Origin of the sequence: Staphylococcus ratti (genome assembly GCF_020883535.1) — a bacterium.
In the GTDB taxonomy this organism is placed as follows: domain Bacteria; phylum Bacillota; class Bacilli; order Staphylococcales; family Staphylococcaceae; genus Staphylococcus; species Staphylococcus ratti.
In genome coordinates this window covers 1,250,464-1,266,087 of sequence record NZ_CP086654.1, presented here as the reverse complement: position 1 = coordinate 1,266,087, position 15,624 = coordinate 1,250,464, and the positions used below count along the sequence as shown (strand labels likewise).

General features: G+C 34.9%; 15 protein-coding genes and 1 other RNA gene. 2 read left to right on the top strand and 14 right to left on the bottom strand.

The annotated features are described in order from the left end of the window. Window positions 1–95: 95 nt before the first annotated feature. The 4 genes from rnpB to LN051_RS06150 form a co-directional block, all read right to left on the bottom strand. Window positions 96–478: RNase P RNA component class B (rnpB, locus tag LN051_RS06165), an RNA gene on the bottom strand. A 42-nt stretch (window positions 479–520) separates the two neighbouring features. Next, the gene (gene gpsB / locus LN051_RS06160) at window positions 521–856 is read right to left on the bottom strand and encodes a cell division regulator GpsB (protein WP_229291671.1); all 336 of its coding nucleotides are present in this window, start codon (window positions 854–856) and stop codon (window positions 521–523) included. A 21-nt stretch (window positions 857–877) separates the two neighbouring features. After that, window positions 878–1,435, bottom strand: a complete 558-nt coding sequence (locus tag LN051_RS06155) for an SLOG family protein (RefSeq protein WP_229291670.1) — start codon at window positions 1,433–1,435, stop codon at window positions 878–880. After that, on the bottom strand, window positions 1,428–1,760 hold the full coding sequence (locus LN051_RS06150) for a DUF1798 family protein (RefSeq protein ID WP_229291669.1): 333 nt from the start codon (window positions 1,758–1,760) through the stop codon (window positions 1,428–1,430). The genes LN051_RS06155 and LN051_RS06150 overlap by 8 nt, the downstream gene beginning before the upstream one ends. A gap of 373 nt (window positions 1,761–2,133) precedes the next feature. Here LN051_RS06150 and recU point away from each other — a divergent pair, with 373 nt between their 5' ends. Beyond that, a complete protein-coding gene (gene recU / locus LN051_RS06145; RefSeq protein ID WP_229291668.1) occupies window positions 2,134–2,760 on the top strand; it encodes a Holliday junction resolvase RecU in 627 nt (208 codons plus the stop codon). Further along, entirely contained in the window at window positions 2,757–4,964 is a 2,208-nt protein-coding gene (locus tag LN051_RS06140) for a transglycosylase domain-containing protein (RefSeq protein WP_229291667.1), read from the top strand. The genes recU and LN051_RS06140 overlap by 4 nt, the downstream gene beginning before the upstream one ends. Window positions 4,965–5,058: 94 nt before the next feature. Here the strand turns inward: LN051_RS06140 and LN051_RS06135 are convergent, their stop codons facing one another. The 10 genes from LN051_RS06135 to LN051_RS06090 all read right to left on the bottom strand — a co-directional run bounded on the left by LN051_RS06135 (window position 5,059) and on the right by LN051_RS06090 (window position 15,393). After that, on the bottom strand, window positions 5,059–5,382 hold the full coding sequence (locus tag LN051_RS06135; protein ID WP_229291665.1) for a YpoC family protein: 324 nt from the start codon (window positions 5,380–5,382) through the stop codon (window positions 5,059–5,061). After that, window positions 5,379–6,053: an endonuclease III gene (gene nth / locus LN051_RS06130; RefSeq protein ID WP_229291664.1), complete on the bottom strand. Its 675-nt coding sequence runs from the start codon at window positions 6,051–6,053 to the stop codon at window positions 5,379–5,381. Before nth ends, LN051_RS06135 begins: the two co-directional genes overlap by 4 nt. Continuing rightward, entirely contained in the window at window positions 6,043–6,735 is a 693-nt protein-coding gene (locus LN051_RS06125) for a DnaD domain-containing protein (protein ID WP_229291663.1), read from the bottom strand. The genes nth and LN051_RS06125 overlap by 11 nt, the downstream gene beginning before the upstream one ends. Window positions 6,736–6,820: 85 nt before the next feature. Beyond that, complete coding sequence (asnS, locus tag LN051_RS06120; protein WP_229291662.1) at window positions 6,821–8,113, bottom strand: asparagine--tRNA ligase; 1,293 nt, start codon at window positions 8,111–8,113, stop codon at window positions 6,821–6,823. Window positions 8,114–8,215: 102 nt separating this feature from the next. Continuing rightward, entirely contained in the window at window positions 8,216–10,900 is a 2,685-nt protein-coding gene (locus LN051_RS06115) for a helicase C-terminal domain-containing protein (protein ID WP_229291661.1), read from the bottom strand. An 18-nt stretch (window positions 10,901–10,918) separates the two neighbouring features. Then, on the bottom strand, window positions 10,919–11,890 hold the full coding sequence (locus tag LN051_RS06110) for a biotin--[acetyl-CoA-carboxylase] ligase (RefSeq protein WP_229291660.1): 972 nt from the start codon (window positions 11,888–11,890) through the stop codon (window positions 10,919–10,921). Next, on the bottom strand, window positions 11,877–13,079 hold the full coding sequence (locus LN051_RS06105; protein WP_229291659.1) for a CCA tRNA nucleotidyltransferase: 1,203 nt from the start codon (window positions 13,077–13,079) through the stop codon (window positions 11,877–11,879). Before LN051_RS06105 ends, LN051_RS06110 begins: the two co-directional genes overlap by 14 nt. Next, window positions 13,072–14,208 carry an N-acetyl-alpha-D-glucosaminyl L-malate synthase BshA gene (gene bshA / locus LN051_RS06100; RefSeq protein ID WP_229291658.1) on the bottom strand — a complete coding sequence of 379 codons (1,137 nt, stop codon included), beginning with the start codon at window positions 14,206–14,208 and terminating at the stop codon, window positions 13,072–13,074. Before bshA ends, LN051_RS06105 begins: the two co-directional genes overlap by 8 nt. 20 nt (window positions 14,209–14,228) lie before the next feature. Further along, the gene (locus tag LN051_RS06095) at window positions 14,229–14,549 is read right to left on the bottom strand and encodes a nucleotide pyrophosphohydrolase (RefSeq protein ID WP_229291657.1); all 321 of its coding nucleotides are present in this window, start codon (window positions 14,547–14,549) and stop codon (window positions 14,229–14,231) included. A 148-nt stretch (window positions 14,550–14,697) separates the two neighbouring features. After that, a complete protein-coding gene (locus LN051_RS06090) occupies window positions 14,698–15,393 on the bottom strand; it encodes a zinc metallopeptidase (protein WP_420853965.1) in 696 nt (231 codons plus the stop codon). Window positions 15,394–15,624: the final 231 nt, after the last annotated feature.

Here is a 15,624-nt window from a genome sequence, read left to right as displayed (position 1 = left end):
ACGGTTGTATACATTGATGCTATGGTTTTATGTTTAAAAAAGCAAATTTTGGGGCTGGAACAAGTATTGTCCCAGCCCCTGACTAGTGGCGATATTCATATAAGCCATGTTCTGTACCGTTGTACTCATGATGTGCACTAGTTACACTGGTACGTCGGTCGTAATCATCTGTCTGAAAAGTAATTTTTACTTTCCCTCATCTATACGTTCATTTCCGTTAGACAAGTGCTCCTACCAAATTTGGATTGCTCACTCGAGGGGTTTACCGCGTTCCACCTTCGTTATTTCTAACAGAAGCTACGTCACTGTGGCACTTTCAAACTAATGTAACCTTATCCAAAGACTTAGGTTAGGTCGTTGCCGTCAATATTGCTATTGCCTTGACTTATTGTTTCATCAAGCACGAACACTACAATCATCTCAGATTGTGTGAGCATGGACTTTCCTCTATATTAAAATATAGCGATTACGCAAAATATCACCTAAAAAATTATATCACTTTGTTGCGTAAAAGCAATGTTTATTTGCCAAACACTGCTTTTTCGAGGTTAGAAATACGCTTAAGAATGTCGACATTACTATTTTGAGTTGCGCTTTGGTTAGCAAAACTTTTATTGTCGTGTGAGCGACCTGATGCGACACGAATGCGTAAATCTTCAATTTCTTTTTTTAATTTGTGATTCTGTTCTGATAATTTGATAACCTCGCTATTAAGGTCAGCCATTTTTTGATAGTCAGCGATAATATCGTCTAAAAAAGCATCAACTTCTTCTGGACGATAGCCACGTACCATCGTTTTTTCAAAATCTTTCTCATAAATATCTTTGGCAGATAGCTTTAAAGAAACATCTGACATGATTCCTTCACCTCATTTGATTCAAATTTCTTCAGACCATTGTAAATCATTGATAAAGCTTGTAATTTCGTCAAACGTCACAATATCACAAGTATAGTTTGTTTTTTCTGTAAAATCAACTAACTTACGTTTGAAAAACTTAGGACTCGCCTCTTGTTCTTCATCGTAAATTAATACAGTGATGTCAGTGTGGTCTAACATGAATTGGTCTCCGGCTTGAAATTGGTGAGGCCCTTCATAGGGACGTTGATAAATAGCGTTCACATAATCAGCTTGACCTATGACATGTTGATAACGCAACAGATTGGTGTCATTCCACTTTTCTGTGTGATTTTCAAAGGGGGTGATGACACCTAATTTCAAATCGGGGTATACCGACTTTAAATCAATGACACATTCTGCTGCCCATAATTCAATACCCAAATGACCTTGAATTAACACCCATTCAAGTCCGTCTTCAATATAGCCTGTTAATTTATGCGCAATAAATTTCTTTAGATAAGTGACTTCTTTAGCGGTCTCGTTAAAAATATTTAATTCATAAGGTTTGTAGCCAGTAATATACATCGTCTTATACATGTTTCGATTCACTCATTTGTTTAATATAATTCAAATCATGTGTAATGACTTTTTCTTTCTCATTAAAAATTTTAGTGCTTGTAGTTGCATAATGACATTCTATGGAGGTTTCTTCAATGAGTTTGATAAGCTGATGAAATTTTTGTTCATTGAAATATGGTAATTGAATGATTTTTGCTTGGTAGGTTTTAAATTTCGAAATAATAACATCTACATCATTTATAAAAGGTTTAATTTCAGTATCAAATTGGAAGGATTGGCCGCGTTTAGCTAAAATAAAACGATTTTGAATTTGCTCGTTGATTAAAATAAGTTGTTCTATCATTTCTAAAGGTCTCCTCACACAACTTTATGTTTTCTGAATGATATGTTGCGCTTGATTAATTCGATGTGAATAAGGGTAACGCAACAATAGCTTTTATGATACAATAATATCAGTTTATGAATACATTTAATTTGAGTTCATCAAACTTGTTGTTGACATTGCTATTGTGGAACACATGGCTACAGTATTGTAACTAAATCAATGATATCTCATAATACTGTAAAAATGAATGCGGAACAGAAATTTAATTACCAAGTATCTTATCTCTTGTATGCGTGCATGTAATGGTTTGTTATCTTTGTGGTAGCTACATTTTAAGATGAAGATATGTATATGTTCCTAACATTATATTTTTTAGAATTTAGGTGGCATTATGAATTATCCTAATGGTAAGCCTTTTAACCCAAATCAGACTAGAGGCGGAATCATGAACAGAGAGAGACGTAGTAAAATTGAATATGGTGGGCGCGGAATGTCATTAGAAAATGACATCGAACGTTCTAATCAATTTTATATAAAAAATAAACAGGCGGTTATTCATAAGAAACCAACGCCTGTACAAGTCGTTCATGTTGATTACCCGAAACGCAGTCAGGCGGTGATTAAAGAGGCTTATTTTAGAACGCCCTCTACAACCGATTACAATGGTATTTATAAAGGTTTTTATATTGATTTTGAAGCGAAAGAAACAAAAAATAAAACTTCTTTTCCATTACAAAATATTCATGAACATCAAGTTAAGCATATGAAACAGGTGTTGTCACTAGGTGGTATTGTTTTTTTATTGATTCGTTTTAAAATGCAAGATGAGGTATTCCTTTTACCATTCAAACACTTTCTCCCTTTTTGGGAAAGATGTCAACAAGGTGGAAAAAAATCAATTTCGGTTGAAGAAATTCAAGAAAATAGTTACTATATTCCTTATCAATATCAACCAAGATTAAATTACCTCAATGCAGTTGATAAGTTGATATTAGATGAAAGTGAGGACCGCGTATGACGGAAAAGAAAAGGACTTCTAACAGTTCATCTAAGAAGTCCGGTCAAAAAAAGAATAGAAATATCAAGCGTACAGTCATTAAAGTATTAAGTTTTATAGCTTTAGCCTTTGTAATATTAGGCTTGCTCTCTGTTTTGCTTTTTGCTTATTATGCTTGGAAAGCGCCGGCATTCAATGAAGCTAAACTGCAAGATCCAGCGCCAGCCAAAATATACGATAAAGATGGCCAATTAGTGAAAAAGCTTGATAATGGTGCAAGACGTGAGCACGTGGATTTAAAAGATGTCCCTAAGCAAATGAAAGATGCTGTTTTAGCAACTGAGGATAATCGATTTTACGATCATGGTGCACTTGACTACAAACGTCTTTTTGGCGCAGTATTGAAAAACTTCTCTGGTGGATTTGGTTCCCAAGGGGCTTCTACGTTAACACAACAAGTGGTAAAACGTACTTTCCTTACTGACCAAAAATCAATCGAACGTAAAGCGCAAGAGGCCTACCTCTCTTACCGTTTAGAGCAAGAGTATTCTAAAAATGAAATCTTCCAGATGTACTTAAACAAAATTTATTACTCTGACGGGGTGTACGGTATTAAAGCAGCCGCTAAGTATTATTTTAATAAAGATGTTAAAGATTTAAACTTAGCAGAATCTGCGTACCTTGCTGGTTTACCTCAGGTACCGAATACGTATAATATTTACGATCATCCTGAACAAGCCGAGCAACGTAAAGATACGGTGTTATATTTAATGGCTTATCATAACCGCATTACTGAGAAGCAAAAAGAAGAAGCTCAAAATACACCTATTACTGAAAACTTAGTACAACGTACAGCGAAAGAGCGAGAAGTGAAGCCTGATGATAGTACGAAGCAATATGATTCGTACGTTAACTTTGTTAAGCAAGAGTTAATGGCTAATCCTGAGTTCAAAAATGAAAGTCTTTCTGACCTTTTAAATAGTGGTATTAAGATTTACACGAACATGGATAAAAATGTTCAAGACACACTACAAGAGCGTGTGAACAACGGTGGCTTTTACAAAAATGATGAACAACAAGTAGGTGCGACAATTGTAGACAGTAAAACCGGTAGCTTAGCAGCGATTTCCGGTGGTCGTAATTATGAAGATGTTGTAGAGCGCAACCAAGCAACTGATTTACACCCTACTGGTTCAACATTAAAACCGTTCCTAGCTTATGCGCCAGCAATTGAAAATCTTCAATGGGCAACAAATCATGCGCTACAAGATGAATCGGCTTACAATATCGGTGGCGGTACATTTAGAAACTATGATCAAAAGAGCCACGGTACAGTCGCTATGTACGATGCCCTACGTCAAAGTTTTAACATCCCTGCCCTAAAAACTTGGCAACAAGTTAAAGAACAAGCCGGCAGTAGTGCCCCAACGGATTTTGCTAAAAAAGTAGGTCTAGAGTATGAAAATACGGACATAGGCCCTTCTGATGTCTTGGGTGGTTCTTCATCTGAATTCTCTCCTACGCAACTTGCATCTGCGTATGCATCTTTTGCTAATGGTGGAGAATACAATAAAGCTCATGCGATTAAACGTGTAGAAGAAGCAAACGGTAATACGATTGAGTTTGATCATACGAGCCATAAAGCAATGCAAGATTACACAGCTTATATGATTACTGATATTCTCAAAGGTACATTCCAAGCTTACGGTTCAGCTTATGGTAATAATCCAGGATTCAATACAGCAGCAAAAACAGGTACAGGAACTTATGGCCAAGAAGTTTACCAACAGTATAATCTACCAGATTCAGCTGCGAAAGATGTTTGGATTGCTGGTTATTCACCAAAATACACAATGTCTGTATGGATGGGCTTTAATAAAGTTAAGCCATATGGTGTAAACTCCTTTGTAGGTAGTAGCGAGCAAAAAATGCCACAATTATTATTCAGAGAGGTTATGTCGAGCATTCACCCTCCTGGTTACAACGATGACTTCCATCGTCCAGATTCAGTTGCCGGAAGCGGTAAGAGTCTCCATGTAGCTAACTCTCCAGATCATAATACAACTAGCAATTTCACTGAAAATAGCGGTGGTACAAATGCTGGTGGTGGTCAAAGAGAGGGACATACACATCAAAATGGTGCAACAGCGCATAACGGTGCTTCTAACCAACAGAACCGATCAACAGGAGTAAGTGGTTTTATTCGTAACTTCTTTGGTTTCTAATCATAATCAAAACGCCTAGACATCATGTCTAGGCGTTTTGTGTTGTATATAAATCATTATAGTTTGAAGTGCCTTACTTTACAGTTGTAATTTATTATTTTGAATAACGTACACGGTAGGCAGCGTGCATTTTGATTAATTCGTTTTTTAATGTTTTCATTTGTTGGTAGCCCATATAATGATGTTTACGCTCTTGAATATAAGATAATCTTTCTGCGAGATTAAATGGATGAATCTTAAGATGTTGTTGGTTTAAATCAGCTAATGTTGAAATTTCATTTATCTCTTTCAAATATGCGATTAACAATGCGTAATATTCGTCTAATAATTTAAAAGAAGGTGCTTTACCAACTTGCCTTGTTTTAGCTAATCGATCTAATTCGTTTTCCAAAGATAGAAATTGTGCTTTATAAGTCATGATGCTCCCCCACTTACTGCTTTTATAGAAGCTCTATAACGTTTTTGTCCCTCTCTACAATCTTCAAATAAAGGACATTCCCCGCATTTAGGTTTTCTCGCTAAACAATGGTATCTTCCAAAAAAGATAAGCTGGTGGTGGCTTTTAGTCCAACGATCTTTAGGTATGATTGAAGTTAATTTTCGTTCGACTTCAGTTACATTATCTTTCCAACGACAAATGCCTAATCTTTTAGAAACGCGCTCTACATGTGTATCCACTGCTAAAGCAGGTTCCCCAAATGCGACACTCATTACTACGTTAGCCGTTTTTCGCCCAACGCCTGCTAAACTTTCTAATTCTTGATGTGTGCGTGGCACTTGTCCATCAAATTGATTAATTAAAGACTGCGACAATTTTTGTATGTTTTTAGCTTTATTTCGATACAACCCGATACGACGTATGTCATTTTCTAATTCAGAAAGTTCGACGTTTAAATAATCTTCAGGTGTATGGTATTTTTTAAATAAGTCTTGAGTGACTTTGTTTACGGTATTATCTGTACACTGTGCAGATAACAAAACTGCGATCGTGAGTTCGAAAGGATTGTTATGTTTAAGCTCACATTCAGCATCAGGAAACATTTCATCAATCGTATCTATCATTTCTAACGCTTTTTTCTTACTTACCATTTGGTGACTCCCCATTTAACCAATCAAACTTAGGGAAATTTTCGATTTTTTTCGGCCCTTGTTGTGATTGTATTTTAAATTTTGCCCGTATAGGTTTTGTGTCTTCGACTGAAGTAACATTATTTTTTTGCCAGTTTAGCAATATTCTATCAATATACTTTAGGCTTAATTTATTATGACTGATAGCTTCATCAATAGCAACCTCAATAAGTTGATAGTGATATTGGTCAACATCTAACCATTGTGAAAGTGTTTCGATTTCAAGTGGAGATAGTGCTCGACCAAAAGCAGATTCGATTTTTGTAAAGAGTTGTTTGAAATGTGCCGTTTCATCTTCTTTTTCAAGATATTGTGTCTCTTGTGCTAAAATTTGTGAAAATTGATTAAAGAAGCCATCTAAATTGATGAACTCTGAAAATTTGCCTTCATTATTTTTTTGAACTTTCATAGATAACAAATCAAGGCGAATCAATTTTTGAATAATCATCGTGATTTCTGTTTCTTGCATCGTTGTGCCTTGTTTGAGTGTTTCTATTGAAGGTTGTAAGTTAGAGACGTCATAAGCATGTAAAATTTTTATGAGTATTATTAAATCTGCTTCATTTAAACCGAGTGATTGGTAATGATTCAGCAACTCGTAGCGTATCACTACAGGGCGGATTTGAAGTTCTCTGGCGTTCATTATGTCACCTCTTTCAATTGCGATATAAAAAGACCAAGCTCAATTAATGATTATAATGAGACTTGGTCTACGGTTAGTAAAGTGTCTATGGATATAAGCGATTTAATAAACGTGGGAACGGTGCTGTTTCACGTACGTGTTCTACGCCGGATATCCAAGCTACAGTACGTTCTAAACCAAGACCAAAACCGCTATGAGGCACAGAACCATATTTACGTAAATCGAGATAGTATTGATAACTTTGTGGATCTAATTGATGTTCATCTATACGTTGTTCTAACAATTTCAAGTCATTAATACGTTCTGAGCCCCCGATAATTTCGCCATAACCTTCAGGTGCAATTAAATCTGCACATAAGACAGTATCGGGATTTTCTGGATTCGGCTCCATATAGAACGGTTTAATTTTTGTAGGATAGTTGACAATGAATACAGGTAAATCATAATGATTCGCAATAGCTGTCTCATGAGGGGCTCCAAAATCATCGCCCCATTCAATGTCGTCAAATCCTTCTTTGTGTAAAAATTCTATTGCATCATCATAAGAGATTCTTGGAAATGGTGCATTGACTTTTTCTAATTTAGATGTGTCCCGTTCTAATGTTTTAAGTTCAATTTTACAATGTTTAAGTACGGATTGAACAACAAAAGACACATACTGTTCTTGTATTTCTAAGCTTTCTTCGTGTGTGATAAAAGCCATTTCTGGTTCAATCATCCAAAATTCAATTAAATGACGGCGTGTTTTTGATTTTTCAGCACGAAAAGTAGGTCCAAATGAAAATACTTTGCCATGCGCCATTGCTGCTGCTTCCATATAAAGTTGACCACTTTGAGTTAAAAAGGCATCTTCATCAAAGTATTTCGTATGGAAAAGCTCACTTGTTCCTTCAGGTGCACTAGCTGTAAGAATAGGTGGATCGATTTTAGTGAAGCCATTCATATTAAAAAATTCATATGAAGCACGGATAATTTCGTTACGAATTTTCATAACAGCATGTTGTTTCTTAGAACGTAACCATAAATGACGATGGTCCATTAAAAACTCTGTACCATGATTTTTAGGTGTAATTGGATAATCATGGGCATCTTGGATGACTTCAATCGTCTTTACTTGCATTTCATAACCTAAATCAGAGCGATTATCTTCAGTGATTTCGCCTGTAATATATAGGGAACTTTCTTGAGTGATTGATTTTGCAAGTTGGAATGTTGACTCATCAACTGCGGCTTTTACGACCACACCTTGCATAAATCCTGTACCATCACGTAATTGTAAGAATGCAATCTTACCGCTTGAACGCTTATTGGCAAGCCAAGCTCCTATAGTAACTTCTTGACCTATAAACTTCTTAGCTTCTTTAATCGTTGTTTTCATAACCAGTCTCCTCTTACATGTTTACTCTTTATTATTTTATCAAAACTTCTTTATAACTTCTACATACTCAGTAAGGGCATACATACTAAATTATAAAAATGATTATTTAGGTAATAATTCTATTAATAGTTTGTCAAATTCTTTAAGTGTCCCTTGATGTTGTTGAAAAGGTTGAAGTGTTTCATTAAAAAAGTGCTTATAATGTTGATTAACTAATCGATTGTCAAATGAAACAACGACACCTTGATCTTTTTCGTTTCGCAGTAATCGGCCAAGACCTTGTTTGAATCGTGAAACGGCTTCGGGTAACACATATTCTTTGAAAATATTGTCGAATTCATCTTTTAATAAAACAGGCTTAGAGTGGTATTGGCTCATAAATGGTAATTTTGTAATCATAACACATTTAATACCATTTGCTTGATAGTCAAAGCCTTCAAAAAACATTGTTGTTCCAAGTAAAATCGCTTTTTCAAAATGATTGAATTGTTGTACGATTTTAAAGTTTTGGCTTGGTTGTTGTGATAAAATGACATAATCTTCAAGTGTTTCCATATCTTGTAAATAAGACATCACTTCATATAACATTTTATAACTTGTAAATAAAACGAGACACTTACCTTGTACGACTTCTGCGTATTCAATAATGTATGAAACGATGGATTGTACATAATCATCATGATTTTGATAATCATAGCGCGCAATATCTGATGGAATAAACAAATGACCTTTAGGTGCGGATTGCGCAGGCGTTTTTATAACAAATGTATGGAATGCTTCATTATTAAACCATCGCTTATAGGTGTCAAACGCGCCATTAAAAGTTAATGTACCAGAAACAAATGTAATGGAGTCAAATTTTTGTAGCACTTTTTCGGTCAATATCGTTTTGATTTTAGTTTCTTTAATATGAATTTTTAAAGTAGATTTTTGATGCGTATTTTTTAATGAAATATAAAAAGGTTCTTGTTGATGTAAGGCATCTTCAAAATGTTTCATCATATCGCGAATATATAGCAAATGTTTACGTATCGCCTTTACCGTTTTATGTTTCATATTGTTGAAATTTTCAAGTGTATAATTAATTTGATGAATAAGGCGGTTTAAAGGCTGCTTGAGTTTAGATGTGTCCATGTCGTAAACATAAAATGTTTTCGTACTTTCATCTTCGTATATTTTTGATTGGTGTGAGACTTCGAATAGCCAATCAAACAATTTTTCATTTTCGTCATGTATTTTGTCAATATCTTGCTTAATATTAAAGATGTCAATAGGTGGAATATCTAATTTTTCAGTGATGCGTCGTTGTTCTAGTGCATCTAATTGACGTAATAGCTTTTCATTTTCAGTTTTACCTATTAATCCAAGTTGATATTTAATATCAGAGTAACCAACTTCTTTGATTGCCCTTTCAAAAGCATAGTCTGGTAATCGATGTGCTTCATCTATAATACAGTGATTAAATAACTGGTAAATCGTATCGTTAGGTGACGAATACATTAAGTGTGCGTGATTGGTTACACCAATTTGAATACGACGAGCATTTTGTTTAATGTGATGATAATAATGAACATCGTTTTTTACAGGTATGTACGTTTCAACTTTTTGGTTGAAATATATTTTTTGACCTCCACGTAAATTGAGCTCTTGAATATCTCCTGTTTCAGTAGAGAGCAACCAAATTAATAACTGCATTTTTAACAAGTTGACCTCATAATTGGGCGTTTCTTCTTCTAAAATTTGCCCCACAAGACCAAGAGAAATGTAATCTTGTTTGCTTTTAATCATACGGGCATGAAGTTGTGTATTGAGCGCGCGATTAATTATAGGAATGTCATGTGTTAATAATTGATTTTGTAGTAGCTTCGTATTCGTTGATATCATCACGTGTTCGCCCGTTTCAATATGAAACATAAGGGCCGCAATAAGATACGCAAGCGACTTACCACTTCCAGTATCTGCTTCGATTAACGTTTTTTCATTATGCATAATTTGGTTGTAAATCGTTTCAGCCATATAGAGTTGGGTTTTTCTATATTGATAACCTGCAGCATCAATAATGGTTTGGTATAAAGTTTGAATATCTCCTTCAAAATGAAGCTGAGATTGCTTTAAATCTGCAACAGGTTTATAGAAGATATTGTTAAATTGAGCATACTGCGTTTTTTCTGAATGTGCTTTAGATTGTCGCACTAAATCAAAGAAATAATGATCGAGTTGGAACTTTAAGTGTTTACTTAAAAAATAGAGTTGCTTCATCGTTTCTAATGGAAGTTGCTCAAATTGATTAAATGCTTCAATCATAAGTTGTGCAGTAGTACGTGCATCTTCATCTGCACGATGCGCATTTTCTAAAGAGATTCCTTTTGAATCGGCTAATTCACTCAACTGATAACTTTTCTCCATTGGAAAAGCAATCTTAAACAATTCTAACGTATCGATAATTTGCTTAGGATGATAGTCGATATGACACCGTTTAAAAGCGTGTTGAAGAAAATTCAAATCAAAATTAACATTATGTGCTACGAAAACACAGTCTTGTAGTTTGAGATAAATCTCTCGTGCCACATCTTTAAAATACGGTGCTTGTGTAAGCATATCTTTTTCGATGGACGTTAAAGCTTGAATAAAAGTTGGGATTTCAAGATCAGTTTTAATCATAGAATGATATTGGTCTACAATTTGATTATTTTGAACAAAAGAAATACCTATTTGAATCATTTCGTCATAACCGACTTGATTTCCTGTTGTTTCTAGATCGACAATCGCATAACGTGTTTCTGACATGCCCTACCTCCTTTCTTATTATAATTCGATATCTGCGCTCATTAAACGATGAATAGAACCAGATTCATCAACTACATGTAAGAAACCTAAATCATCTATTTCAATCACTTTACCATAAAATTGCTGTTCTCCTTCAGTAAAACGTAATTTGCGATTCCATATGTTAGATGCTGCAATATATTCTTGTTTTATTGAGGTAAATGGTTGGCTTAAAAATTGCGTATAACGCATTTGTATATGTGAGATTAACGTTTCTAAAAAAAAGTAACGGGTAATAGCTTCACTGCGTTGGATTTTAATACTTGTAGCAATTTTCCGTGTTTGTTGATCCCAATCTGTTTCGTCTTGGTTAATATTAATGCCTATACCACAAATGACTGCTTCAATGCCATCTGCATTGGCTACCATTTCTGTTAAAAAACCACAAATTTTCTTTTCGCCTACGTAAATATCATTAGGCCATTTGATTTTTACTGCTTCATCCACATATTCTTGGATGGCATCACGAATCGCTAGAGATATGAATAAATTAAAAGTTGTAAGCATGGAATAAGAAATCGAAGGTCGTAATACAAGAGACATCCATAACCCCTTTCCTTTTGAAGAATGCCAAGGCCTTTTGAAACGGCCACGCCCTTCAATTTGCTCATCACTAATAATTAACATAGATTCGTCATGTTCGATTAAACGATGCTTTGCTTCTAGTTGTGTGGATCCTACACTGTCAAAAGCATAAACGGTTTGAAATAAAGATTGATGTTGTAATACGGAACGGATTACACTTGCATGCCATTTTTGAGGGAAATGATTGAGTCGGTGTCCTTTATTATGTACAGAATCGATAGAAATATCTTCAGATTTAAGTTGGTCAATCACCTTTTTCACAGTCATTCGTGAAATGTTAAGTTCTTCTGCAATGGCTTGGCCAGAAATATAGTTTGGCCGCGCATCTGTAATTAATTTTAATATTGGCTCTCTATATTTCGACATTATATTTCACCCACTCTATAATTTCAGCTTGTATATTACGTACTTTTTTTGTGACGATAGCGCATTCAATTTCACGTAGCGTGTGTTTGAGCCACGGACCACGACCAAGGTGGAGTTCATCTATTAAAACTTTCCCATTGATATCCATATCTTTTCTAGAGTATATAGGTAAATGTTCTGAAATTGTTTTAATAGTATTGAAATTAAAGACCAATGGTGAAGGTAATTGGATAGAATGCGATTCTAAAAGTGTTTTTAAATTTAAAATGGTTTGAGCACATTCTATACCATAGTCATATATCCAAATCGTTAAAGATGACTTGGAAGTTATACTTTGTAAAGATTGAACGGCTTGATACAATTTTTCAGCTTCTTTTAAAGTTTGATTACTTAATTTTAAAGAGTTAAGGCCTTCTTTTTTTCCTTCAATTAGGTGAATAAAGGCTAAAAACTGCGCTAAAGTTATGGATGTATTAATTTCCACATTTTGCCAGTTAAACATTTTAAAGTAAGGAATATGTGCCATTAAATCGAGATGCAACAAGACCTTAAAAGCTTTTGCAATCCCTTTTCCTTTTAACAATTTTTCAAATTCAGTCATAATACGTTCCACAGATAAATACTTAATATCTTTCGCACACGACTTCATCGCCTCGTATGTCTTTGTTTCAATATCAAAGTCTAATTGAGATTGAAAACGTAAGCCTCGTATTATTCGAAGGGCGTCTTCAGAAAAGCGTGCTACGGGATTTCCTACTGTGCGTATACAACGCGCTTTTAAATCTTCTAAACCATTAAAATAATCGTATAACTCAAATTTTGTATCCATTGCCATTGCATTAATCGTAAAGTCACGACGTGCGACATCTTCATATAATGACCTTACAAAATGTACATGACTTGGGCGGCGATGATCTTCATAGTTATCTTCTGTGCGGAACGTAGTGACTTCATAGTTACATCCCTTCCAAACGACATTAATCGTGCCATGTGCTTTTCCTACAGGAATGGTATGGTCAAACAACTGTTCAATTTCATTAGGCATAGCACTGGTTGCGATATCAACATCATTTATCACACGTGCAAGATAAAAATCACGTACTGCCCCACCTACAAAGTAAGCGGTATAACCGTGCTTTTGAATATGCTCCATAATCGGTATGGCGTCATAAAAAGCTGATTTAGACATTTGTCGTTGATTCTCCTAACATTTTTTCATAGTAATATTCATATTGATCTGCAATTTTTTTGGAATGGAATCTCGCATGAATATCTTCTAACATGACTGACTGCATTTGTTTATATTTGGTTTCGTCTTGGAGAATTTCAATAGCATAATTGGCTGCAGCATCACAGTCTCCGATATCTACTAAAAAGCCTGTTACTTCATGCTTAATGACTTCTTGTATGCCTCCTGTACGTGTGCCAATAGGGAGAACGCCGGAATTCATCGCTTCTAATAATGTTAGACCAAAACTTTCTTTTTCACTCATTAGTAAAACAAGATCTGAAACTTGATAGAAATTACTCATGCAGTCCTGTTTACCTAAGAAAAGCACATCTTCAGTTAAGTGAAGCGATTTAACATGTTGACGCATATCTAACAATTCCGGACCATCGCCAATCAATAACAATTTAGCTTTCATATTTTGTCGAATACGTGCAAATGTGTCAATAATCGTATCTATACGTTTCACTTTTCTAAAATTAGAGACGTGAATGATTACTTTTTCATCCTTATCTATACCATAACTCGCTCTTAAATCTTGTTGGCGCCCAATAGGAAAATCTTGTTCTTTTACAAAATTATAAATCGGTATAATTTCTTTATTAGGTTGAATGATATCATACGTTTCTTCTTTTAGAGACTGGCTTACACTTGTGACGATATCACTTTTCTCAATTCCAAATTTAATCGCGTTACGTAATGCATGATCATAGCCTAAGACTGTAATATCTGTGCCGTGTAACGTCGTCATAATTTTAATATCTTTTCCTGACATTTGACGCGCCAAAATACCACAGATGGCATGTGGAATGGCGTAGTGCATATGTAAAATATCCAAATCATATTCATTAATTACATTTGCGATTTTTGTACTTAAAGAAATATCATATGGCGGATATTGGAATACAGCATATTGGTTAATATCTACTTGATGAAACGTAATATTAGGTACCGGTTTATTTAAGCGAAAAGGCATGTTGGATGTAATGAAGTGAACTTCATGACCACGTTCAGCCATTAAAATACCTAATTCAGTTGCGATAATTCCAGAACCACCTACTGAAGGGTAACAAGTAATTCCGATTTTCACAATGGCTCACTCCTTATTGCTTATTTTCGTTCAAAACGATTTTTATCTCGCTGATTGAACTTTTCCATTGTTTGGTTAAAACTGTCTGTCATATCTATATTTAAAGAATTGGCTAAGCATAATAACACGAATAGGTTATCACCGAGCTCAGCTTCAATCGTATTGGCTGCTTCTGTTGACTTCTTTTGTTTTTCACCATGAAAGTGATTGATTTCTCGAGCAAGTTCGCCTACTTCTTCTGTGAGTCGTGCTAGGTTGGCAAGTGGCGAAAAGTACCCTGCTTTAAATTGAGAAATATAGTCATCTACTTCTTGTTGCATCATTTTCATTGATTTTTCCATTTAAATGCACCCTTTCAATACCTTAATCTATATCTTACATGAAAGGAGCAGTTAACGGCAATGTTTGAACATTATGAATGAAGAAAAGTAGTAAAGACGTAAAAAAACACCCACTCTTTTCATTAAGAATGGATGTTAAAACTTATGATTAGTCTTCAGAACGTGCGATAAGAATTAATCTTACTAATTCAGCGACTGCTACCGCTGTAGCGGCAACGTATGTCATTGCTGCAGCACGTAAAACACGGCCTGCATGTTTGTATTCTTTTTCATTTACAATGTTTAAGCGTTGGATTTGATTCATTGCACGCTTACTTGCATCAAACTCGACTGGCAATGTGATAATCGAGAAAAGTACGGCAAACGCCATAAAGAATATTCCGATCCATAATAAGGTTGAACCAAATGCGATATGCAACATTGAAAATATGAAACCAGCTGTAATTAATAAGTAGGATAAAGAACTACCTAGATTAGCTACAGGGACTAACGCAGAACGAAAACGTAAGAAGAAATAACCTTCATAATGTTGAATTGCATGACCAACTTCGTGGGCAGCAATTGCTGTTCCAGCGACGCTTGGACGATTATAGTTTGAAGGTGACAACACGACCACTTTTTTACTTGGATCGTAATGGTCCGTTAAAAAGCCCTCGCCTTCTTTAACTTCTACATCATAAATGCCGTTTGCATGTAAAATTTCTAATGCAACTTCTCGTCCCGTCTTGCCGCTTGTCGATCTAACTTGAGAGTATTTTTCATAGTTAGATTTAACTTTATGTTGCGCATACATTGGGAGGATCATAAGTATTACAAAATAAATGATTAAAGACATAAAAGACATTATGCTCACTCCTTTAATACTATTGTAAGTGGTTGATTAATAATGGTCAAACTTTTTAGCCTGAGATGCGCACTATTACAACCGTTGGTATTATGGGCAACTAAAAAGTGATTGAGCACACTATAGATTTTTCATTTAACAACCTTATAAAACTGAAGTAATCATTATTATAGCGTAAAACCATATTTAATGAAAGACATACAGTGTCCAGTTTCATAAGCTATAAAACGA

What these genes read in the sequence shown, in the direction of transcription:
- gpsB (WP_229291671.1), bottom strand. Translation starts at nt 856, where the DNA reads ATGTCAGATGTTTCTTTAAAGCTATCTGCCAAAGATATTTATGAGAAA.
- LN051_RS06155 (WP_229291670.1), bottom strand. Translation starts at nt 1,435, where the DNA reads ATGTATAAGACGATGTATATTACTGGCTACAAACCTTATGAATTAAAT.
- LN051_RS06150 (WP_229291669.1), bottom strand. Translation starts at nt 1,760, where the DNA reads ATGATAGAACAACTTATTTTAATCAACGAGCAAATTCAAAATCGTTTT.
- recU (WP_229291668.1), top strand. Translation starts at nt 2,134, where the DNA reads ATGAATTATCCTAATGGTAAGCCTTTTAACCCAAATCAGACTAGAGGC.
- LN051_RS06140 (WP_229291667.1), top strand. Translation starts at nt 2,757, where the DNA reads ATGACGGAAAAGAAAAGGACTTCTAACAGTTCATCTAAGAAGTCCGGT.
- LN051_RS06135 (WP_229291665.1), bottom strand. Translation starts at nt 5,382, where the DNA reads ATGACTTATAAAGCACAATTTCTATCTTTGGAAAACGAATTAGATCGA.
- nth (WP_229291664.1), bottom strand. Translation starts at nt 6,053, where the DNA reads ATGGTAAGTAAGAAAAAAGCGTTAGAAATGATAGATACGATTGATGAA.
- LN051_RS06125 (WP_229291663.1), bottom strand. Translation starts at nt 6,735, where the DNA reads ATGAACGCCAGAGAACTTCAAATCCGCCCTGTAGTGATACGCTACGAG.
- asnS (WP_229291662.1), bottom strand. Translation starts at nt 8,113, where the DNA reads ATGAAAACAACGATTAAAGAAGCTAAGAAGTTTATAGGTCAAGAAGTT.
- LN051_RS06115 (WP_229291661.1), bottom strand. Translation starts at nt 10,900, where the DNA reads ATGTCAGAAACACGTTATGCGATTGTCGATCTAGAAACAACAGGAAAT.
- LN051_RS06110 (WP_229291660.1), bottom strand. Translation starts at nt 11,890, where the DNA reads ATGTCGAAATATAGAGAGCCAATATTAAAATTAATTACAGATGCGCGG.
- LN051_RS06105 (WP_229291659.1), bottom strand. Translation starts at nt 13,079, where the DNA reads ATGTCTAAATCAGCTTTTTATGACGCCATACCGATTATGGAGCATATT.
- LN051_RS06095 (WP_229291657.1), bottom strand. Translation starts at nt 14,549, where the DNA reads ATGGAAAAATCAATGAAAATGATGCAACAAGAAGTAGATGACTATATT.
- LN051_RS06090 (WP_420853965.1), bottom strand. Translation starts at nt 15,393, where the DNA reads ATGTCTTTTATGTCTTTAATCATTTATTTTGTAATACTTATGATCCTC.